This is a genomic window from Nocardia sp. NPDC057353 (assembly GCF_042667085.1).
Taxonomy (GTDB): Bacteria; Actinomycetota; Actinomycetes; order Mycobacteriales; family Mycobacteriaceae; genus Nocardia.
Window position 1 is genome coordinate 1 of the sequence record NZ_JBHVAK010000088.1, and the last position, 20746, is coordinate 20746.

At 73.2% G+C, this 20746-nt stretch carries 22 protein-coding genes; 10 read left to right on the forward strand and 12 right to left on the reverse strand.

The genetic code is table 11. From position 1 onward, the window contains the following. Window positions 1–361: 361 nt before the first annotated feature. The gene (locus ACFUUZ_RS29350; RefSeq protein ID WP_378701859.1) at window positions 362–2527 is read left to right on the forward strand and encodes a LuxR C-terminal-related transcriptional regulator; all 2166 of its coding nucleotides are present in this window, start codon (window positions 362–364) and stop codon (window positions 2525–2527) included. A gap of 17 nt (window positions 2528–2544) precedes the next feature. Here ACFUUZ_RS29350 and ACFUUZ_RS29355 read toward each other — a convergent pair whose 3' ends face one another. Continuing rightward, window positions 2545–2922, reverse strand: a complete 378-nt coding sequence (locus tag ACFUUZ_RS29355; protein WP_378701860.1) for an SHOCT domain-containing protein — start codon at window positions 2920–2922, stop codon at window positions 2545–2547. 107 nt (window positions 2923–3029) lie between these two features. Here ACFUUZ_RS29355 and ACFUUZ_RS29360 point away from each other — a divergent pair, with 107 nt between their 5' ends. Then, window positions 3030–3467, forward strand: coding sequence for a hypothetical protein (locus ACFUUZ_RS29360; protein ID WP_378701861.1), 438 nt, complete (start codon window positions 3030–3032; stop codon window positions 3465–3467). Window positions 3468–3476: 9 nt separating this feature from the next. Here the strand turns inward: ACFUUZ_RS29360 and ACFUUZ_RS29365 are convergent, their stop codons facing one another. Next, window positions 3477–3728: a hypothetical protein gene (locus ACFUUZ_RS29365; RefSeq protein ID WP_378701862.1), complete on the reverse strand. Its 252-nt coding sequence runs from the start codon at window positions 3726–3728 to the stop codon at window positions 3477–3479. Window positions 3729–3847: 119 nt separating this feature from the next. On the opposite strand from ACFUUZ_RS29365, the gene ACFUUZ_RS29370 reads away from it, so the two are divergent. Then, complete coding sequence (locus tag ACFUUZ_RS29370; protein ID WP_378701863.1) at window positions 3848–3991, forward strand: hypothetical protein; 144 nt, start codon at window positions 3848–3850, stop codon at window positions 3989–3991. Between the two features lie 13 nt (window positions 3992–4004). On the opposite strand, the gene fahA is transcribed toward ACFUUZ_RS29370, so the two are convergent. Genes fahA through ACFUUZ_RS29385 form a run of 3 tightly spaced genes read right to left on the reverse strand, consistent with a single transcriptional unit; the run spans window position 4005 to window position 7262 of the window. Further along, on the reverse strand, window positions 4005–5111 hold the full coding sequence (gene fahA, locus ACFUUZ_RS29375) for a fumarylacetoacetase (RefSeq protein WP_378701864.1): 1107 nt from the start codon (window positions 5109–5111) through the stop codon (window positions 4005–4007). Further along, entirely contained in the window at window positions 5108–6280 is a 1173-nt protein-coding gene (locus ACFUUZ_RS29380; RefSeq protein ID WP_378701866.1) for a homogentisate 1,2-dioxygenase, read from the reverse strand. Before ACFUUZ_RS29380 ends, fahA begins: the two co-directional genes overlap by 4 nt. Before the next feature lie 25 nt (window positions 6281–6305). Then, window positions 6306–7262 (reverse strand): DUF808 domain-containing protein, encoded by a 957-nt coding sequence (locus tag ACFUUZ_RS29385; protein WP_378701893.1) that lies wholly within the window; start codon window positions 7260–7262, stop codon window positions 6306–6308. A gap of 292 nt (window positions 7263–7554) precedes the next feature. Between ACFUUZ_RS29385 and ACFUUZ_RS29390 the strand changes: the two genes are divergently transcribed. The 5 genes from ACFUUZ_RS29390 to ACFUUZ_RS29410 are packed head-to-tail and all read left to right on the forward strand — an operon-like array spanning window position 7555 to window position 11780. Beyond that, the gene (locus tag ACFUUZ_RS29390; protein WP_378701868.1) at window positions 7555–8643 is read left to right on the forward strand and encodes a glycosyltransferase family 1 protein; all 1089 of its coding nucleotides are present in this window, start codon (window positions 7555–7557) and stop codon (window positions 8641–8643) included. Next, window positions 8640–9740: a glycosyltransferase gene (locus tag ACFUUZ_RS29395; protein ID WP_378701870.1), complete on the forward strand. Its 1101-nt coding sequence runs from the start codon at window positions 8640–8642 to the stop codon at window positions 9738–9740. Before ACFUUZ_RS29390 ends, ACFUUZ_RS29395 begins: the two co-directional genes overlap by 4 nt. Beyond that, window positions 9737–10729, forward strand: coding sequence for a hypothetical protein (locus tag ACFUUZ_RS29400; RefSeq protein WP_378701872.1), 993 nt, complete (start codon window positions 9737–9739; stop codon window positions 10727–10729). The genes ACFUUZ_RS29395 and ACFUUZ_RS29400 overlap by 4 nt, the downstream gene beginning before the upstream one ends. Then, a complete protein-coding gene (locus ACFUUZ_RS29405) occupies window positions 10726–10887 on the forward strand; it encodes a hypothetical protein (RefSeq protein WP_378701874.1) in 162 nt (53 codons plus the stop codon). Before ACFUUZ_RS29400 ends, ACFUUZ_RS29405 begins: the two co-directional genes overlap by 4 nt. Next, window positions 10884–11780: a glycosyltransferase family 2 protein gene (locus ACFUUZ_RS29410; protein ID WP_378701876.1), complete on the forward strand. Its 897-nt coding sequence runs from the start codon at window positions 10884–10886 to the stop codon at window positions 11778–11780. Before ACFUUZ_RS29405 ends, ACFUUZ_RS29410 begins: the two co-directional genes overlap by 4 nt. On the opposite strand, the gene ACFUUZ_RS29415 is transcribed toward ACFUUZ_RS29410, so the two are convergent. From ACFUUZ_RS29415 to ACFUUZ_RS29445, 7 genes are all read right to left on the reverse strand, one after another. Beyond that, window positions 11689–13518, reverse strand: coding sequence for a flavin-containing monooxygenase (locus ACFUUZ_RS29415; RefSeq protein WP_378701877.1), 1830 nt, complete (start codon window positions 13516–13518; stop codon window positions 11689–11691). The two genes, ACFUUZ_RS29410 and ACFUUZ_RS29415, sit on opposite strands and share 92 nt — an antisense overlap. 135 nt (window positions 13519–13653) lie before the next feature. Further along, window positions 13654–14148, reverse strand: a complete 495-nt coding sequence (locus ACFUUZ_RS29420; protein ID WP_378701879.1) for a DUF1360 domain-containing protein — start codon at window positions 14146–14148, stop codon at window positions 13654–13656. A 100-nt stretch (window positions 14149–14248) separates the two neighbouring features. Beyond that, window positions 14249–15211 (reverse strand): ferritin-like domain-containing protein, encoded by a 963-nt coding sequence (locus ACFUUZ_RS29425; RefSeq protein WP_378701881.1) that lies wholly within the window; start codon window positions 15209–15211, stop codon window positions 14249–14251. Window positions 15212–15332: 121 nt separating this feature from the next. Beyond that, window positions 15333–16040 (reverse strand): hemerythrin domain-containing protein, encoded by a 708-nt coding sequence (locus tag ACFUUZ_RS29430; RefSeq protein WP_378701883.1) that lies wholly within the window; start codon window positions 16038–16040, stop codon window positions 15333–15335. 73 nt (window positions 16041–16113) lie between these two features. Continuing rightward, entirely contained in the window at window positions 16114–16635 is a 522-nt protein-coding gene (locus ACFUUZ_RS29435) for a DUF2231 domain-containing protein (protein WP_378701885.1), read from the reverse strand. A 44-nt stretch (window positions 16636–16679) separates the two neighbouring features. Next, on the reverse strand, window positions 16680–17621 hold the full coding sequence (locus ACFUUZ_RS29440; RefSeq protein WP_378701887.1) for a helix-turn-helix domain-containing protein: 942 nt from the start codon (window positions 17619–17621) through the stop codon (window positions 16680–16682). A gap of 346 nt (window positions 17622–17967) precedes the next feature. Then, the gene (locus ACFUUZ_RS29445; RefSeq protein WP_378701889.1) at window positions 17968–18783 is read right to left on the reverse strand and encodes a SigB/SigF/SigG family RNA polymerase sigma factor; all 816 of its coding nucleotides are present in this window, start codon (window positions 18781–18783) and stop codon (window positions 17968–17970) included. A gap of 500 nt (window positions 18784–19283) precedes the next feature. On the opposite strand from ACFUUZ_RS29445, the gene ACFUUZ_RS29450 reads away from it, so the two are divergent. Both ACFUUZ_RS29450 and ACFUUZ_RS29455 read left to right on the forward strand, forming a co-directional pair. Beyond that, window positions 19284–19448 carry a hypothetical protein gene (locus ACFUUZ_RS29450; protein WP_378701891.1) on the forward strand — a complete coding sequence of 55 codons (165 nt, stop codon included), beginning with the start codon at window positions 19284–19286 and terminating at the stop codon, window positions 19446–19448. A gap of 27 nt (window positions 19449–19475) precedes the next feature. Next, window positions 19476–20684 carry a fatty acid desaturase family protein gene (locus tag ACFUUZ_RS29455; RefSeq protein ID WP_378701895.1) on the forward strand — a complete coding sequence of 403 codons (1209 nt, stop codon included), beginning with the start codon at window positions 19476–19478 and terminating at the stop codon, window positions 20682–20684. The last annotated feature ends 62 nt before the right edge of the window (window positions 20685–20746 follow it).

Here is a 20746-nt window from a genome sequence, read left to right on the forward strand (position 1 = left end):
GCCCCGGAGCTGCTCCGGGGTCGCGCACCGCGCCGTTCCGCCCCTTTTCGCACAGCCCGAGCAGGAGACGATGACTCTCGCACCCGAATTCGCTTTCGCCCCAGTCCCGCGGCGCCGGATCCGGCGCATTCTCGATTCCGCGGTGGCCACCCGCCCGCACCGGGTGGTATTGGTCTGCGCGCCACCGGGCAGCGGTAAGACGGTGGCCGTCGCGGAATGGTTCCGCAAGTTTCCCGAAAGCGCTCCGGCAGCCGAGATGCGTTGGGTGACATGTCATCCCGACGGCCCCCCGGTGGCGGAGCAGCTGCCTCCCGCGCACGGGGACCGACGTGGGCCCGGTCACCCCGCCGCACCGGCGCGGGTGCTGGTCATCGACGACGCGCATCTCGTCAGCGATCCTCGTTCGCTGGCGGCGGTGGACTACCTCATGCACCATGCCGCCGACACGGTTCTGGTCTTGGTCGCGCGGCGCGATCCGCCGCTCGCCTGGCATTCCCTGGTGCTGGAGACCCGGGTGACGCGGGTCGGCGCCGCCGATCTCGCGCTCGATCGTGAGGAGACGTCACACCTGCTGGCCGGGTACGGAATCCGGCCGGAGCGCGCCGACCTGGACGCGCTGCTCCGGCTCACGCACGGCTGGGCGGCCCCGGTGCGGATCGCGGCCACCGAGCTCGCGGGGCGCACGGACATCCGCGCGGCGACGACCGCGCTGCTCGACCCGACCACCGAGGCGGGCGCCTTCCTCACCGACACCCTCCTGGCGCCGCAGCAGCCGCCGGTGCGGAACTTCCTGATCCGCACCTGCATTCCGGAGCGCTTCACCACGGCCATGGCCGGGCGGCTGGCGGGCGAGTCCGCCCCGGAGATCCTGGACCGGCTGCTGCGCGAGAATTTCCCACTGGCGCCGGTGCACCGGGACGGCGCGCTGTGGTTCGGCTACCACCCGCTGGTCCGCGCCCACCTGCTCGGCGCGGCCGAGCGCGCGCGGACCAGCGCCGAATGCCACCGGATCACCGCCGCCTGGCACCTCGGGGCGGGGGCGCCCGCCGCCGCGCTGCCGCACGTACTCGGCGAGGACGGCCAGCGCGGGCTGCCCGCCTTCCTCGGCGACCCGGCGCTGCGGATGATCATGCATGACGCGGGTCAGGCGCTCTTCGACGGCCTGGAGGCCGCGCGCGGCGTCGAGGCCGACGACCCGGCGGTGTGGGCGCTGCGCGCCGTCGACGCGGTCGAGCGCGCCGACACCGCGCACGCGCTCACCTACCTCGACCTGGCCTGCCGCCGCACCGGCAACGGCACCGCGGTCCCCCGCGGGCAGCTCGTCACGCTCATCCTGGCGGCCACGCTGGCCACCGCGCTCGCCGTGGCCTCCGGGCTCGACGACGTCCAGCTGCCCGACGTGGTGCCCGCCTCCGGGAGCCCCGGCGTCGACGCCTACACCGCCGTCCAGTCCGGCACCGCCCGCGCGGTGCGCGGCGACCGGGCGGGCGGCATCGACGACCTGTACCGCGGGCTGGCACTGGCCAGGGTCGCGGCCGACCCCAGGCTGGTGCTGCGCGCCGAGTCCAGGCTGGCGGTGCTGCTGAGCTGGAGCGGGCGGCTCACCGCCTGCGCCGAGCAGGCCGCCGCGGCGCGGGCGACGGCGGCGACCGCCGGGCTCGGTGCCGTGCTCGGCGAGGCGGATTCGGCCGCCGCCTACATCGCTTTCCTGCGCGGCACCGAGCCGCCGCGGGCCGCGGAGCCGCCCGGCCCGGTCCGGGCCGTGCTCGACGGCCTCGCCGCCACCGGCGACGACGCCGACCGGCACCGCCGCGCCGACGCGCTCCGCCACCACGTCACCGCGCTGCTGCGCACCGCCGCGCTGCCCGAGCGCACCGCGACCGAGCTGCTGCTGCCGCACGTGGTCCGGCTGCTGGTGGCGGCCGGGACCCCGCGCACCGCCCGGCTGCTGCTCGGCCACGCGAGCACCGAACTCGGCGACCGCCCCGGCGTCGTGCTGGCCAGGGCGGTGCTCGCCGCCGGGCTGCACCGCCCCGACCTCACCCGCGCCCTGCTCGATCCGCTGCAGCGCGACCCGGCCGCGACGGCTCCGCAGCACGCGGTGCTGGTGCAGCTGCTGGAGGCGAACGCGCAGACCGCGCTGGGGACCGCGGGCAAGGCGCGCGCGGCGCTGCGGCGCGCGCTGGAGCTCGCCGCGCCGGAGCGGATCGTGCGCCCGTTCCTGGAGACGCCGGGCATCCTGGAGATGCTCGACGACGACGCGGGCACCTTCACCGAGCACAACGCCTTCGCCGCCGAGATCCGCAGCAACCCCGGCGCCGAGCGCTCCGCCGCCCCGCTGCTCACCGAGACCGAGCGCACCGTGCTCGCCCAGCTGCCCAGCGGCCGCACCGCCCGGCAGATCGCCGACACGCTCGGCGTCTCGGTGAATACGGTGAAGACCCACCTGCGCCGGATCTACGCCAAGTTCGGCACCAGCAGCCGGTCGGGCACGCTGCAGCACGCGCGCCGCGCCGGGCTGCTCTGACCGACCCCGGCGCGCGCTCAGCGGCCGAGCACCGAGTCCTTGATCCGCGCGAACTCGGCCTCGGTGATCGTGCCGCTGTCCAGCAACCGGCCCGCCTCGCCGATCTGCGACACCGCGTCGGTGCCCGCGATCACCCGAATGTAGTCGTTGCGCGCCTCCCACTCGCGCAGCGAGGCGGCCTGCGCGCGCTCGGCCATGCCCGGCCCGCGCAGCACCACGTAGAGCACCGCGGCGAGCAGCGGCAGCACGACCAGCGCAACGATCCAGCCCGCCTTCGCCCACCCCGACGTCGCGTGGTCACGGAAGAGATCCGTGACGATCCGGAACAGCACGATAAGGTAGGCCGCGAACAGGAACGACACCACAACGACTCCGACGATCTCCCAGAACGACACGGTAAGTCCTCTCTCGCGGGTCCGGCTGACCCCCTCAGCCTCACCCCCGGCGGCCCGCGCCGCCCTCATCCGATCCGGGTGACCCGCACCGACACCGAGGAGATGTCATGACCGCTTCATCGAATCCACCGCGGGGCAGCGTCGCGGCCGCGGAGCCGTTCGACGTGCGTCAGGGCCTGGCCAAGGGCACGGCGCTGGCCGCGGGGGTGATGCTGCTGACCCTGGCGACCGTCTCGGTGCTGCAGGGCATCGTCGCGCTGCTGCACGACGACCTCTACCTGCCGGACGTCGAGTACCTGTACCGACTCGGCCCGTCCGCGTGGGGCTGGATCCACGTGGTGATCGGCGCGGCGCTCGCGATCTGCGCGGTGGCGCTGCTCCTCGGCACCCGCTGGGGCCGGTTCGCGGCGGTGCTGATCGCCGCGCTCGCCATCGTCGCCAATTTCCTGTCGCTGCCCTACTACCCGGCCTGGTCGATCCTGGTGATCGCGCTGAGCGCGGCGGTGATGTGGGCGGTCACGACCTGGCGGCCCACCGCGAACTGAGCCCCCGGCTCAGCGCGGCGCGCGTCCCTTCTTCCGCATCAGCAGCACCCCGCTGAGCAGCCCGATCAGGAACATGATCAGCAGGATGAGCCACATGGGCGAGGTCACGGTCACGAGCAGGAACTCGATCTGCACCTGCCTGCGGTTGGAGAGCACGAAGATCAGCGCCAGCACCACGAACACCAGCGCCAGCCACTGCCCGACCGACACCCTGGCCAACAGTGACCGCTTCGGCCGCGCGGACTCGGTCTTCGCATGCACGGCGCACCTCCCGATCGGATTCGGCGTCACCGATCATCCGCGCGCCCGCCGCCGCGGCCATCACCCGTTCAGGGTGAGATCGGGCGTTTCCGCGCGCCGCCGCGGTCAATTCCCCGACCATGAGCGATCGCGAGGAGCGGAAGAACAGCGTGGAAGCAGGCCGGGACGGGGTCGAGCACCGGCCGGACTCCACCGACCAGACCCCGCCCGACACCGAGGAGCAGGCGGCGGAGATGCAGTCCGAGGGTGACACCCCGACCTGACCGTCGGCCCCGGTCAGGCGGGCAGGATCCGGCCGCGCACCTCGCCGAGGTCGATCCGGGTGCCGTCCGGCCCCGGCGCGGTCGCGGCGATGGTGACCTCGTCACCGTCCGCCAGGAACGACCGCGGTTCGCCGCCGATCTCGACCGGCTCGGCACCGTTCCAGGTCAGCTCGAGGAACGAGCCGCGCTGGTCGCGCGCGGGCCCGGAGACGGTGCCGGAGGCGAACAGGTCGCCGGTGCGCGCGGCGGCGCCGTTGGCGGTCAGGTGCGCGAGCATCTGCGCGGGCGTCCAGTACATGCCGGCGTACGGCGGGCGGGAGACGAGCTGCCCGTTCCAGGAGACGGTGAAATCGATATCGAGCCCCCACGGCTCGGCACCGCGCAGGTAGGGCAGCGGCTCGGGATCCCGGGTGGGGGCGGCGATGCGGGCGGCGTCCAGCGCGGCCAGCGGGGTCACCCACGGGGAGATCGAGGTGGCGAAGCTCTTGCCGAGGAACGGGCCGAGCGGCACGTACTCCCAGGACTGGATGTCGCGCGCGGACCAGTCGTTCACCACGACGACGCCGAAGACGTGCTCGGCGAAAGCGTCCGGCGGGATGCGCGCCCCACCGACCCCCACCACGAACCCCAGCTCGGCCTCGATGTCGAGGCGCCGGGAGGGCCCGAAGACGGGGCCCTCCGACGTCGCGAGCTGCCCGCACGGCCGCACCACCTCGGTCCCGGAGACGACCACCGTGCCTGCCCTGCCGTGGTATCCGACCGGCAGGTGCCGCCAATTCGGCAGCAGCGGAGCGGAGTTCGGGCGGAACAGCCGCCCGAGGTTGCTCGCGTGCTCCTCGGAGGCGTAGAAGTCGACGTAGTCGGCGACCTCCACCGGCAGATGCAGCGCGACATCGGTCAGCGGGTAGGTCGGTGGCGTATCGAGTTCGGTGATGCGCGAGCGGATCTCGGCCCACCGCCGCGGCCCCTGCGCCAGGAAGGCATTCAGGGTCGGCCGGGCGAACACCTCGTCGCCGAGCGCGGCGGCCAGGTCGACGACCCCGTCCCGCACCCGGACCCCCACGCGCGGTGCGGCACCGCCGACCGAGAAGACCCCGTACGGCAGCGCCTCGGTGATCACGCCCACGACCAGGCGTAGTCCGGGTCCTCACAGGCCAGCCCGCCCGCGCCGAGCCCGAGCGGGGCGAAGGTGTCGACCATGACCGCGGTCTCGGAGAACCGCTCGGCGCCGAGCGCGCGCTCCGCCGCCCCCGGCTGCGGGCCGTGCGTGTGCCCGCCGGGGTGCAGCGAGATCGACCCGAGCCCGATCCCCGACCCCCTGCGCGCCTCGTAGTCGCCGCCGCAGTAGAACATGACTTCGTCGGAATCGGTGTTGGAGTGCGAATACGGGACCGGAACGGCGAGCGGGTGGTAATCGACCTTGCGCGGCACGAAATTGCAGATGACGAAGTTGTGCCCCTCGAACACCTGGTGCACCGGCGGCGGCTGGTGGATGCGGCCGGTGATCGGCTCGAAGTCGCCGATATTGAAGGTGTACGGGTACAGGCAGCCGTCCCAGCCCACCACGTCGAACGGATGTGTCGGCAGCAGGTAGCGGGTGCCGGTGATTCCGTCGGTACCGCGGTGCTTCACCAGGAGTTGCACGTCGGCGCCGGTTCGCAGCAGCGGTTCCGTCGGGCCGTGCAGGTCCCGCTCGCAGTAGGGGGCGTGCTCGAGGAATTGTCCGAACCGGGACAGGTAGCGCTTCGGCGGTCCGATGTGCCCGGTCGCCTCGATGATGTAGGCGCGGACCGTCGCCCCTTCCGCGGGTACCCAGCGGTGGATGGTGGCGCGGGGGATCAGCACGTAATCCCCGGTCCGGAAGTCGAGCGCGCCGAAGACCGTTTCCAGGACACCCGAGCCCTGCTCGATATAGACGCATTCGTCACCGATGGCACTGCGGTACAGCTCCGAAGGCTCCGCCGCGACCGCATACGAGATGCGCACGTCGGCATTGCCGAGGACCAGCCGCCTGCCGGTGACGATATCCGCGGTGGACGCGCGGAACAGATCGTGGAGGCGCAGGTGGCGCGGGAGTAGCGGGACGTTGGGTACCACGCTCGGATCGCCCGGCTCCCACTGCTCGGCCGCCGTGATGGCCGAGGGGGTCCCGCGGTGATACAGCAGGGAGGAATCTCCGGAGAAGCCATCGGCGCCTGCGAGTTCCTCGGAGTAGAGCTCGCCGGAGTCGCGCCGGAACTGGGTATGACGCTTGCGGGGAATCCGTCCGACGGTGCGGTAGTGAGCCATGCGGAACCTTCTCCCTGCGCTGAGGTCAGTGCGCGGTATCTTCCTTCGGCTTTCGTTTCGGAACGACGTGCATGACGAGCACGACGAGAGCTCCCACGACGAGCCCGGCGAGTGCGGAGGCGACCGTCCCCGCGATCCAGGACAGGACACCCCCGAACCCACCGTGAACGAGTTCTCCGGCCCAGTGTTCGAGGTCGTGGAGGCGGTCGGCGGGCCAGTGGAATCCGGCTTCGCCGACATTGACGAGGAGGATGTGGCCGCCGACCCACAGCATGGCGGCGATCCCGACGACGGTGAGAACGGACATCACCTTCGGCATCGCGGTGACGAGTCCGCGCCCGAGCCGCTGACTGAACCGCGACTCGCGCTCGGCGAGGGCGAGTCCGACGTCGTCCATCTTCACGATCGCCGCGACGACGCCGTAGACCAGGGCGGTGATGAGGAACGCGACGGCGATCAGCACCAGCAGCCGGGTGACGAAAGGTTCGGTCTCGACCGAGGAGAGGGCGATCACCATGATCTCGGCGGAGAGGATGAGGTCGGTGCGGATCGCACCGCTCACCATGGCCTTCTCGTGTTCGGGGCCGCTCGATGCCGTGGGTGCGTCACCGGCGTCGTGGTGACCGCCGGTGAGCGCCTCGTACACCTTCTCCGCGCCCTCGTAGCAGAGGAACAGGCCGCCCGCGATGAGCAGGTAGGGCAGCGCCCCCGGGAGGAACTCGCTCAACAGCATCGCCACCGGCAGGATGACGAGGAGCTTGTTGCGGATCGACCCGATCGCGATCTTGCGGATGATCGGGAGTTCGCGTTTGGGCGAGAACCCGTGCACGTAGCGGGGGGTGACCGCGGTGTCGTCGACCACCACGCCCGCGGCCTTGATACCGGCTCTGCCCGCCGCGGCGCCGATGTCGTCGATCGACGCCGCGGCCACCTTCGCGATCGCCGCGACGTCGTCCAGCAGGGCGACGAGACCACCAGCCACGGGAACCTCCACTTCGAACGGACCGAGCAGATCGAACAGTACGCGTACTGAGCGGTGCCGGCCGAGGGGACGATCGTTCGATCGGGTCGCGGATCGAAATCCGCGGTCGGCGTGCCGGCGAGCATCGGCATCCTCGTGGTCGGAGGCACCGCCGCCTTCGCCGGGCTCGACACGCCGCGGCGCACCCGCGCGCGGCGTTTGCCCGCCGGTTCCCCGGGGTAGCCGCGCTCCGTCCTGCCCACTCCGACCAGGAGGTTCGGCTGCACATGGTGATCTTCTCCGGCGGACGGCGATGACCGACACCGTCCTCGCCCCGCTCCGGCATTCCACGATCCGGGTGGCGTCGGTGCCCGCCTCGCACGTCTACGTCCGGCATCTCGCCGATCCCGACCTCGACGACGGGGTGCTGCGGCTGCCCGACCCGCCGCCCGCGGACGGCCGCACCGTGCCGGGCGGCTGGTGGCCGCCGCTCATGCTCGACCCCGCGTGGATCGAGGAGCACCACCGCGAGTTCGACCTCATGCACATCCACTTCGGCTTCGACACCGTCGAACCGGCCGTGCTCGGCGAGATCGCCGAGCGGCTGCACGCGCACGGCAAGCCGCTGGTCTACACCGTGCACGACCTGCGCAACCCGCACCAGCCCGACCCCGCGGGCCACCGCGCCCAGCTCGATGTGCTGATCCCGGCGGCGGACGAGCTGATCACCCTGACCCCCGGCGCGGCCGCGGAGATCGAGCGGCGCTGGGGACGGCGCGCGCGGGTGCTGCCGCACCCGCACGTGGTCGAGCCCGAGTTGCTGGCCGCGCCCCGCCCCGCCGGTGATCGGTTCGTGCTCGGCGTGCACGTCAAGAGCCTGCGCGCGAACATGAACCCGCTGCCGGTGCTGGCCGAGCTGGCCCGCGTCGTCACCGAGCTCCCCGACGCCGAGCTGCGGATCAACCTGCACGACGAGATGTTCGACCCCGCCGACCACTGGTACAACCCGGAGGTCGGGAACGCGGTCCTCGCCTTCGGGCGGCGCCGGCGGGTCCGGGTCGAGGTGCACGAGTACTTCACCGACGCCCAGCTGTGGGCGTACCTGTCGTCGCTGTCGGCCTCGGTGCTGCCCTACCGCTTCGGCACCCACTCGGGCTGGCTGGAGGCCTGCTACGACCTCGGCACCGCAGTGGTCGCCCCGGACTGCGGCTACTACGCCCAGCAGCGCCCGTGCCGGACCTACGGCCTCGGCGAGCACGGCCTGGACGCCGCCTCGCTGCGCCGCGCGGTCCTGGACACCGCCGCCCGCCCCGCACCGCGGGCGACCGCGGCGGGCCGCCTGGCCGAACGCCGCGAGCTGGCCGCCGCGCATCGGGGACTCTACGAGCGGGCCCTGCGGTGAGCGGACTGCGCGTCGCGCTGATCGCCTCCAGCAGGCACCCGATCGCCCAGCCGTTCGCGGGCGGGTTGGAGGCCCACGTCTGGCACCTGGCCGCGGCGCTGCGGGCGCGCGGCACCGCGGTGACGCTGTTCGCCGCCGCGGGCAGCGATCCCGCGCTCGGCGCCGACACCGTGAGCGGGCCCGCGTTCGCGCCGAGCGCCGCGGCGGCGGGCGACCCCTCGGCGGCGCCGGCGCCGTTCCTCGCCGACCACCACGCCTACCTCGGGTTGATGCTGCGGCTGCGGGACACCGGCCGCGCCGAGTTCGACGTGGTGCACAACCACAGCCTGCACTATCTGCCGGTGGCCATGGCCGCCGGTCTCGGGGTGCCGATGCTGACCAGCCTGCACACCCCGCCCACCCCGTGGCTGGAGTCCGCGGTCGCGCTGGGCGGCGCGGGCGGGTCGGCGTTCGTGGCGGTCAGCGAGCACACCGCCCGGCTGTGGCGGCCCACGATCGGGCAGGTCGGCGTGATCGGCAACGGCATCGACATCGACCGCTGGCCGATCGGCCCCGGCGGCCCCGATCTGGTGTGGACCGGGCGGATCACCCCGGAGAAGGGCACCCACCTGGCGATCGAGGCGGCCGCGGCCGCCGGGCGCAGGCTGCACCTGGCCGGGCCGGTCAGCGACCCCGGCTACTTCCGCACCGCCGTCGCGCCGCGGCTGGGATCGGCCGTGGTCTACCACGGACACCTGCACCAGTCCGGGCTGGCCGAGCTGGTCGGCTCGTGCGCGGCGGCGCTGGTCACTCCCTGCTGGGACGAGCCCTACGGCCTCGTCGTCGCCGAGGCGCTGGCCTGCGGCACCCCCGTGGTCGCGTTCGCGCGCGGCGGCATCCCCGAGATCCTCGACCCGCACAGCGGCGTCCTCGTCGCCCCGGACGACACCGCGGCCATGGCAGCCGCGATCCCCGCGGCCACCGCGCTGCCCCGCACCCGGGTGCGGCACCGCGCGCGCACCGCCTGCACCCAGCAGCGGATGGTCGAGGACTACCTGCGCTGCTACCGGCGGCTGATCGACGCGGCGGCGCCGGTGGCCGGGCTGGGCGCGGCATGATCGGCTACTACATCCACCACCACGGCAGCGGGCACCTGCACCGCGCCCGCGCCGTCGCCGCCCACCTGCGCCTGCCGGTCACCGCGCTGACCTCGCTGCCCGACGTGGGCGCCGGGTTCGCCGACGCGATCACGCTGGCCCGCGACGACACCGGCGCCGACCCGACCGGCACCGACGCGGGCGGCGCCCTGCACTGGGTGCCGCACGACGACGCCGGACTCACCGACCGGATGGCGGCGATCTCGGCCTGGATCGCGGCCGCGCGCCCGGCGGCCGTGGTCGTCGACGTCTCGGTCGAGGTCGCGCTGCTGGCCCGGCTGCACGGCGTCCCGGTCGCGACCGTCGTCCTGCCCGGCGAGCGCGTCGACGACCCGCACCGGCTGGTGCACCGCATCGCCGACCTGCTGATCGCCGCCTGGCCGCGCGAACTCTACGACCCGGCCTGGCTGCGCCCGCACGCCGCGCGGACCCGCTACGTAGGCGGGATCAGTCGTTTCACCGGCCGCACCCGCGAACCCGACCCGCACGCACCGGACGTCCTGGTGCTGGCCGGGGCGGGCGGGGCGGAGTTCGGCGCCGCCGCCGTGCGCGACCTCGCCGCCGCCCACCCGGAGCTGCGCTGGCGCCACCTCGGCCCCGGCGCCTGGGTCGACGACCCGTGGCCGCTGCTGTGCGGAGCCGGGGTCGTCGCGGCGCACTGCGGTCAGGGCGCGGTGGCCGATATCGCCGCGGCGGGCGCCCGCGCGGTGCTGGTGCCCGCCGCGCGGCCGTTCGGCGAGCAGCACGCCACCGCCGCCGCACTGGCCGCGGCCGGGCTCGCCGTGGTCGCGCCGCACTGGCCCGCCCCCCAGGACTGGCCCGAGCTGCTGGCGCGCGCCGCCGACCTGGACCCGGGCCGATGGCGCGAGTGGCACACCGAGGGTGCGGCCGCCCGGGCCGCGGCCGCGATCGAGGAACTCGCCCACCACCGCCACAGGCGGGCATCATGAGAACCGGAGTCGTCGCCTTCCGCGGGGACCTGCCCGACCGGCGGGCCGTCGTGCGGACCGGGGTCGACGCCTCCCGCGAGAACATGCCCGACCGGAGGGCCGTCGTGCGGACCGGAGTCGTCGCCTTCTGGGACCTGGCCGACCGGCAGGCATCGTGAGGACCGCGGTCATCACGCTGTGCGGCGGGCGGCTGCCGCACCTGCGCAACCAGCTGCGCGGCATCGCCGCCGGATCCCGCCGCCCCGACACCCACATCGTGGTGGCGCTCGGCGACCCCGCGCTCGCCGCCGCGGTCACCGCGGACCGGACCCGGGTGGTCGAGTTCGACTGCGCCGCACCACTCCCCCTGGCCGCGGCCCGCAACCTCGGCGCGCGGGCTGCGCTGGCCGAAGGTGCCGAGGTGCTGATCTTCCTCGACGTCGACTGCGTCCCCGGCCCGACGCTGCTGGCCCGCTACCACGACCTGGCCGCCACCGGCGAGCCCGCCCTGTGGTGCGGGCCGGTCACCTACCTACCCCCGCCGCCGCCCGCCGGCTACGACCTCACCCGCCTCGGCGACCGGCGCGCCCCGCACCCGGCCCGCCCCGACCCGGGGGTGGACGGGGTCGTGCGCGACGGCGACCACGACCTGTTCTGGTCGCTGTCCTTCGCGCTCACCGCGGAGACCTGGCGGACGCTGGGCGGCTTCCACCCCGGCTACCGCGGGTACGGCGGCGAGGACACCGACTTCGGCGCCAAGGCCGCCGCGGCCGGGATCCCCCTGCACTGGGCGGGCGGCGCGGATGCCTACCACCAGTACCACCCGGTCTCCGATCCGCCGGTCGAGCACCGCACCGACATCCTCGCCAATGCCGCGGTGTTCCACCGCCGCTGGGGCCGCTGGCCCATGACCGGCTGGCTGCGGGCCTTCGCCGACGCGGGACTCGCCGACTACGACCCGGCCCGCGACCTGTGGACGCTCAGATCTCGACGATCTGTTCCTTCGGCGTCCGCGACGGGTGGCCCTCCGCCAGGAATTCCCGCGGCACCAGGTTCTCGATATACGCCTTGATCAGCAGTGACGTGGTCGGGGTGTACCAGCGGGCCTGCGCGACGGCGCCGAGCATGATCCAGAGTCCGTCCTGCGGCGTCGGCTTCCAGACATTGTTGATCTCGCCGTCGGTGCCGAAGCCCCACACCGTGCCGACCCGGTCGCGCACCTCGGTGCCGAACCACTCCTCGATCGCGGTCTCGATCGGTTCGTAGCCGGTCGCCAGGACCACCGCGTCCAGGGGGACCTCGTCACCGTTGCGCAGCCGGAGCCCGGTCGCGGTGAAGGTCTCCACATCGTCGGTCTGGATGACGCCGATATCGCCGTCGATGATCCGCTGCGACGCGCCGACGTCCAGGTAGTAGCCGCCGCCGGTGAGGAAGTAGCTGTAGAAGAACCCGGTGTCCTCGGGGCCGGAGCCGATCTTCATGCCCGCCGCGCGCAGCTTGTCGTGCAGCTCCCGGTCGATCTCGTCGCCGATCTTGGTCTGCGCGATGAAGTTCTGCTTGAGCTGCGGGTACACCATGCCGGACATGAACCGGATGTCGATCAGCTCGACCGGGATGTCGCGCGGGTTGTACGGCGCGTACGACAGGTTCGCGGTCTCGATGTCGAGCACGATCGCGGGCGAGCGCTGCAGGATCTTCGAGGTGCCGCCGTGCTTGTGGATGTCGAGCGCGATGTCGTGGCCGCTGGTCCCGGTGCCGACGACCAGGACGTTCTTGCCGGTGTAGTGCCTGCCGTCGACGAACTTGCTGGAGTGCACGACCTCGCCGGTGAACTCCGCGAGCCCGGCGATGTCGGGGACGCGCGGCTTCTGGCTGCCGCCGGTGGTGAGCACGACGTGCCGGGGGCGCAGCTCCCGGACCGAGCCGTCGGCCCGGGCGATCCGGACGGTCCAGCGGCCCGAGGCCTCGTCGTAGCTGCCGCCCTGGAACACCGATGACGTCCAGAAGTTGATGTCGAGCGCCTCGACGTAGGCCTCGAACCAGTTGGCGAACTTGTCCTTCGGGATGTACTCGGGGTAGCTGTCCGGAAACTTCAGGAAGGGGAAGTAGAGCATGCCGTGCGGCTGGTGCAGCAGCAGCGACTCGTAGCGCTTGCGCCAGGTGTCGCCGACCCGCTCGTGCTTGTCGACCACCACATTCGGCACGCCGAGCCGGTTCAGGTGCGCCGCCATCATCACCCCGAACTGGCCGCCGCCGACGAGCAGCACGTCCGGGTCGGAGTCGGTGAAGCTCGACTCGCCCGCCCGGTACTCGGACCAGCGGACATCGGGGTGGGTGTCGTCGAAGCGGTCGCGGCGCGGCCAGTGCGGGGCGTGGTCGCGCAGGCCGTCGATACGGGTGAGCAGGTTGACGGCCCGCCAGCCGGTCGCGGCGGTGGCGTCCTCGACGAGGTAGGCGAGGCCGTCGGCGGTGCCCGCGTCGACCTCGAAGGCGAGGAAGACCTCGAGCACCCGCGGCCCGCCCTCTTCCTGGGTGATGACCGGGGCAGTCGGCTTGCCGTCGTCGACGCGGAAGTTCCGCGGCGCGGTGCCGTCGACGCAGCCCAGGATCAGGTCGATCAGCGCGCCGCGGCCTGCCGCCTGGCGGAAGTTCCAGGTGAGCGCGCCCAGATCCCGGTAGAAGCTCTCCTCCAGGAAGAGCGCCTCGAACCGGCCGCGGTCGCGGGTGGCGAACGCCTCGTCGAGGGCGGCCAACCAGAGCCGGGCTCCGTCGAGCGCCGGATCGGTTGTGGCATCGAGAGTACTGGTCATGGCGAGCCCCTGAATTCCGCGCTGAACCGACACCTATCGTTCGGTGCCCAGAACGGTAACAACGCTTTCCTCAAGCGTCAATGCCATTCTCCTCTGCGCAAGCGAGGATTCTGCGGCGCGGTCGGAACACCCCCGCTACGCGGCAGCGAGCGGGATCTCGCCCTCGGCGATCTGCTGCGCGGTGGCGTACGCCAGGTGCAGGAAGTCCGCGCCCGCGAGGGCGGCGACGGCGTCGGTGACCAGGCGGGTGGCGCGCGGGAGGAAGACGTGCCCGACGGTGAAGCCGGTGATCACCCAGACGTCCAGGCAGAAGGGGCAGCTGAGCAGCTCGCCGAGGCTGTGCCGGAGCCCGGAGCTCGCCCTCGGCGCCTCGCTCACCTCACCGGGGCCGCCGTCCTCGCCGGTCGGGCGTGTGAACGGCGCCCGGACCGGCGCGGTGACCGCGGCCTTGGTGACCAGCCGGGACACCTTGTGCGCGGCGAGCGCGGTGCCGAGCAGCTCCCCGGTGCCCATGCCGCGCGGCAGCCGCTTGCCGGTGGCGCTGCCGAGCAGCACCGTGCCGAGCACGACCACGCCGTAGGCGATCAGGGTCGCGAGGTAGCCGCCGAGCGGCCGCTGCTTCTCGGTCATGTCGGAATCCCCCTGTGGCACCGCATCGTTCGTTCTCCTCATCTCGCCGGTGCGGCATCCGCCCCGGTTCCGGGAGAACCGGAGCGATGTCCGCGGGGTGTCAGTCGAGCCCGGCCACGTCCTGGGCGATGGCCGCGAGCCGGGTCTGGGCGGCGGAGACCACCCCGTGCCGGTTCCGGTGCGCCTCCTCGTAGGCGACCACGGCGCGGATGTCGCCGGGCTCCGCCAGCTCACGGATGGCCCGGATGGTCTGGGTGGCGTTGAGCCGGTCGTAGTTGTGGATGGGCAGCTCGTCCTGGTCGAGCAGCCCGGTGGCGGTGCGCACCCGGTGCACGGCCGCGGCGGCGCCGTCCTCGCCCTCGTCGGTGGTGACCAGCTCGGCGGTGCGCAGCGCGGAATCGCCCGCGGCGGTCGCGGCCTTCGCCGCGACCGTGGAGGCGTGCGCGCCGCGGGCGAGCAGCTGGTCGACGGCGGGGCGGGTGGCACGGACGGTGTCCAGCGCGCGGTCGATGCGCCGCGCCGACCAGTTGACCGGCAGGTTCACCAATTTCACCGCGGTGCCGGTCGCGGCCTGCAGCGGGGTGCGGCGCAGCGCGGCCGGGCCGCCGAGCGCCTCCTCGGCGAGCACGGTGGAGAGCCAGTCGACGGTGGCGGTGTGCGCACCGATCAGCCGGTCGGCCAGCGCCTCCGCGGTCGGGTGCTCCGCGGCGGCGGCGAGCGCCTTGAGGTAGCGGGCGCGGTCGAGCAGCTGGTGCTCGAGCGCGAGGTCGCCGAGCAGCGCCTCGTCCAGCGGCTGGGCCTGCTCACCGAGCGCCTTCACCGCGGCGGTGGCCCGGCCGAGCAGCGGGCCGATCAGCTGCGGGACGCCGCCCAGCTGCCGGATGACGGCCTCCAGCGCGGCGGCGCGGGCGCGGGCGTTCTCGGCGTTCTCGGTGAGTTCGCGGCGGACCGCGTCGGTCCTGGCCTGGGCGGTCCTGGTCTCGGCGATCTGGATCTCGGTGTGCGTCAGGTCGCGGACGGCACGCAGCTGGGTCAGCAGGGCCGTGGTGTCGCGTGTGCTCATGGAATTCGTCCTTCGACGTGTCGTGAGCGGTCGGAACGCGGTGCACCGCACTGGGCACCGCCACCGGGCGACTACCCGGGCAGCGGATCCGAAACCCGGTTTCCGCTGCCGGGCACGCCGATCAGGCGCTGGTCGACGGGTCCTCGCCGCGGCGCAGCGGCGGCAGGTGCTCGACGGCACCCGCGGTCGCGGCCGGCGCGCGGCTCACCCGCGCGCAGCCGCGGGAGATCCGGTCCGGGGCGCGGCGGGCCAGCTGGTCGAGCCGGTCCCTGGAGCGGTCCAGCGGCGAGAGCGGCAGCGCGGCAAGGGAATTGCCCGGCGGGCGGCGGGCGACGACGGGGTGCGGGCGGGTCGGGGCGGTGCGGCGCACCAGCATCCACGCGAGCCCGACCCGGCGCAGCGCGGCGACATCCATGACCTGCTGCAGCCGGGGCAGCAGGAGGTCCTCCTCGTCACGCACGTCCGCGCGCAGCAGCGCGGTGATCCGGACCAGCAGCTCCTCGTAGGCGGGGGTGTCCGACTCGGTCGTCTCCAGCTCGGTGAAGAGCTCGTTGATCTCCTGGTGCTCCTGCTCGACCCGCAGGGTCAGTTCGTGACCGTCCGGCAGGACCCGGCGCAGCACCGGCCAGAGCACCGCCTCCTCGGCGAAGGCGTGCGGGAAGACCAGGCGGCAGAGCGCGGTCAGCGTCTCCTGCCGCTCGACCCCGCCGGTCGCGGCGATCCGGTGCAGCAGCCGGTCCAGCTGCTGGTGGTCGCGGCGCTGCATGACCAGCACGCTGCGCGCCCCGCCCAGCTCGGCCTCGGTCTGGGTGGCCAGTGTGCGCGCCATCGGCGTCTCCTCTCACTCCGGGAATCGCCGACCGCCTACCCCGGCCCCGCACCGGGCAAACCGGGCGGGCGGCTCAGCGGCGCGCGCCTTCCTGGTAGCGGTACACCCCCGCGCCGAGGGCGTAGGACAGGTGTCCGCCGAGCGCGCCGCCGACGCCCATGGCGGCGAGCCCGAGCAGGCTCCAGGTGGTCGCGGCCCGGCCGCCGCGCGCCCGGTACGCCTTCAGGAACAGGGTGGCGGCCGCGGCGTTGGCGGCGGCGTGGATCAGCGCGACCCGGCGCGCCTCGGTGCCGAGCGTGGGGAACTCGGCCCAGCCGGTGACGACGGTCGGCACCGCGCCGGCCAGGCCGAGCCCGATCAGGCTGCGGGCGGCCTCCGGCTGCCCGAGCGCGCGCAGGGCCAGCGAAGCGGTCCAGGCGCCGATCGGCACGGTCACCAGCAGCGGGTGCACGGGGTGGCCGAGCCAGGAGCCGCGGAGCAGCCCCGCGGCCCTGCCCTCCCCGACGGCGCCTGCCACCACCTCGGCCACCCTGGCGGCGGCCGGGTCGAGGCGTCCGGCGGATTCGGCGGTTCGCAGTGCGGTGTGCAGGTCCATGCCGGGCAGCTACCCCGCAGCGCGGCCCCGACACCCGCGGGCGGTCAGCTGCGCAGGGTGTCGCTCGGGGAGCGGCCGTAGGCCTTGCGGTAGGCGACGGCGAAGCGGCCCGCGTGCGCGAAGCCCCACTCCCTGGCGATGGCGGCGACGGTCCGGCCGGTGCCGGGACCCGCGGCGGTGAGCTGTTCGTGCACGGCGTGCAGCCGCAGCCGCTGCAGGTACTGCAGCGGGGTGGTATCGAGGTGCTTGCGGAAGGCGAGCTGCAGGGCACGCGGGGTGACGAAGGCGGCCGCGGCGACGTCGGCGAGCGCGATGTCCTCGCGCAGGTGCGTCTCCAGGTAGGCGACGGCGCGGCGCACGGTGTCGGGGCGCGCGTCGCGGCGGTCGGTGGCGGTGGGGTCGGTGCGCGCGGTGGTGGGCATGGTGGCGAGCACGGTGGCGGCCAGGTAGTCGGCGGCGGTGCTCGCGACCAGCGGGGCGGCGGCGAACTCGGGGTCGGCCGCGATCTGCTGCAGGTGCTTGATCACCGCGGTGAGCCTGCGGCCCGCGGCGGCGTCGAGCGGGCGGTGGCCGGCGAGCCGGACCGGCTGCCCGCCGCGCGCGGCCACCCGGTCCAGCAGGGCCGGGTCGAACATCGTGATGTCGTAGCGCGAGGAGCGGATGACCCCGGAGTACGGCAGGTCGTGCGGGGTCAGCAGCCCCGTCTCGCCGGGGAGGAAGGTGTCCGGCCCGGTGTCGTGGTAGTTCTCCTCGACCGCGCCGGTGTACACGCTGACCAGGCAGACCTGGTTCAGCGGGTCGGCGTCGTAGGCCATGTCGAAGCCCAGGTGCAGCCGATCCAGGCTGACCGGCCCGAGGACGTCGCGGCGGACGTGCGCCTCGGCCGCGCGCGGGCTGTCGTTGCCGATCTGCATGCTGGTGTAGTTCCGGTTCAGGAACTCTTCGGTCTCGCCCAGGTTCGTGCTGTCGAACGTGAGGTTCTGCACGTGTCACCCGCCCTCTGTCCGGTGCCGAGGCAGGTCGTACCCGCCCTCGCACGGCTGCTGGCTGAACCGCGTGACGTACTCCAGTGAACTACATCGTTCATCATAGTCAATCGCCGCCGACCGCGCGTCACCATACCCGGAGCATCGAAATCAACGAGAAATCATCGCGCTCGGCAGCCGAAACTGCCACTCCACCAGCGAATTAGGTGGATTATGTTGCCGACCATTCCTGACTGTTCTACGGTATGATCGTCCGCCACGGTGGAGGTGCGCGACACCGATGCGGCGGACGGAGTGCCCGCGGGCGGGCCACCGCTCGGTTCGCACGCGGGCGCGGCCCGCCCGCTCAGGCCGCGGGCTCGGCGAGCGCCTGTTCGCGCAGCCGCTCCAGGGTCCGGCTCAGAATCCGCGAGATCTGCATCTGCGAGATGCCGAGCCGCTCCGCGATCTGGCTCTGGGTGAGGTTCTCGAAGAACCGCCAGACCAGGATCTGCCGCTCCCGCTCGGGCAGCGCGCGCAGCAGCGGCCCGACCGTCATGGCGTCCTCCAGCAGGCGGTAGGAGGGGTCGACGGCGCCGCTGCGCTGCTCGACGCTCGTCGGGGTTGAGCCGGACTCGTCCGAGCCCGCGCTCATCGCCTCCAGCGACTCCGAGCGGTAGCCGTTGCGGGCCAGCAGCGCCTGGGTGACCTCGACCACGTCCACGTCGAGCTCGGCCGCGATCTCCCTGGCCGTCGGCATCCGCTGCAGCCGCTGCGAGAGCAGCTCCACGGTGCCGCCGAGCCGCTGCTGCAGCTCCTTGACCGGCCGCGGCACCCGCACGCCCCAGGCCCGGTCGCGGAAGTGCCTGCGCACCTCCCCCATGACGGTGGGCACCGCGAAGGCGAGGAACGGGCTGCCGAGCGCAGGGTCGAAGCGGTCGACGGCCTGGACCAGCCCGACCGTCGCGACCTGGGTCAGGTCCTCCAGCGACTCGCCGCGGCCGCCGTAGCGGGCGGCGATGTGCTCGGCCAGCGGCAGCGCCGCGGTGATGATCTCGCCGCGCAGCCGGGCGCGGGCGGGGTCGTTCTCGTCGAGCGCGGCCAGTTCGGCCAGGCGGGGCTCGAGGTCGTCGTAGGAATCGGTTCCGCGCCGGGCGCGGACAGCAGTATTCGTCGGGCGCACGAGAGCACCTTCCGTTGCGAAACGCAGAGTTCAGACCCATCCGACCCTGATCGGCGGTTCACTCCACCCAGAGGGTTCTACGGCGGGCCGCCCCGCGACAACCGGAAGAAAAAATGTCGAATCATCGGCTCGCGGCGGCCTTACCTGTCGAACCCTACGCGCTACCGGCCTCCGGCGAAACCCGTACGCTGCGGCGTGCCACCACTGGCCGGTGAAAAGTGTTGCGTCGCAACACGAGGTGCGAAATGTCCGATTTCGCCCGATTCGTTCCCGGCGCACCACTCCGACGTTCGGCGCCGGGCCGGGTAGGGTGGGGTTATCCGGAAGACCTATCGCGGCCTCCACGCGGCGCGCGGCACCGGACCCCCCACGGCGCACGGCACGATCAGGACAGGAGTACTCCGGACCACGGCCCGCGCCGCGACCGCCCGGCGGCCCCTTCCGCGCCGCCGAGCCGCACACCCGGAGCCCCGCTCCCCGCATTCGATCTCGAGGACCCTGTGACCAGCAACGACATGCCCGAACTGTTCAGCCATGCCCCGGCAGCCGAGCAGACCGCGCAGCAGCCCGACACCGGCGCGGTGCCGACCCCGGTGTTCAGCAACCCGGGCTCCGCGCAGCCGCGCGACACCGAACCCGCCCCGAGCCGCCGCCCCCGGCGCTGATCGCCGGCATCCCGGGAGGACAGCCTCATCGCCATCACCCAGGTCGGTGCGTACGCGCACCTGAGCCCCGCCGACATCGACGAACTCGGGCGCGAGCTCGACGCCATCCGCGCCGATATCGTGGCCGGCCTCGGCGCGAAGGACGCCGCCTACATCCGGCGCACCATCGCCGCGCAGCGCGCCCTCGACGTGGTCTCCCGCGCCCTGACCGTCTTCGGCCGGTCGCGGACCACGGTCGCACTCGGCACCGCGGGGACCGCGCTCGCCAAGATCATCGAGAACATGGAGCTCGGGCACAATATCGGGCACGGCCAGTGGGACTGGATGAACGATCCGGAGATCCACTCGGCCACCTGGGAGTGGGACATGATGGGCGCCTCCGCCCACTGGCGCTACTCGCACAACTACCAGCACCACGTCTACACCAACGTGCTGGACCACGACGAGGACCTCGGCTTCGGCATCATGCGGGTCACCCGCGACCAGGAGTGGCGCCCGGCGCACCTGCTGGCCCCGGTGCAGAACCTGCTGCTCGCGCTGACCTTCGAGTGGGGCATCGCGCTGCACGGCCTCTACGCCGAGCTGGACCGCTCGATCAGCAGGAACGAGCGCCGCGGCCACCTGGCCGCCATCCGCGGCAAGATGCTGCGCCAGCTCGGCAAGGACTACCTGCTGCTGCCGCTGCTGAGCGGGCGGCGCTGGAAGCGCACGCTGGCGGCCAACGCCGCCGCCAACGTCATCCGCAATATCTGGGCCTACCTGGTGATCTTCTGCGGGCACTTCCCGGACGGCGCGGAGAAGTTCGACGCCAGCGTCACCGAGCGGGAGAGCCGCGCGGAGTGGTACCTGCGCCAGATGCTCGGCACCGCCAACTTCGACGCCGGGCGCACGCTGGCCTTCCTCAGCGGCAACCTCTGCTACCAGATCGAGCACCACCTGTTCCCGGAGCTGCCGAGCAACCGGTACGCCGAGATCGCGGTGCGGGTGCGCGCGGTCTGCGAGCGCTACGACCTGCCCTACACCAGCGGGCCGCTGCTCGCCCAGTACCTGCTCACGCTGCGCACCATCCACAAGCTGTCGCTGCCGGACCGCTTCCTCAGCCGGGACTGCCACGACGCGCCGGAGACCGCCTCCGAGCGGAAGTTCGCGGACACCCCGCTGCCGCCGGTCCGGATCCCGGGGCGGCCGCACACCGGGCTGCGCACCGCGCTGCACCGGCTCGCGGCGCGCACCTGACCGCAGGGAATTTCCCTTCCCGAAAGCATTGCGGCGCAGCCCGTTCGGCCGACAACCGGCCC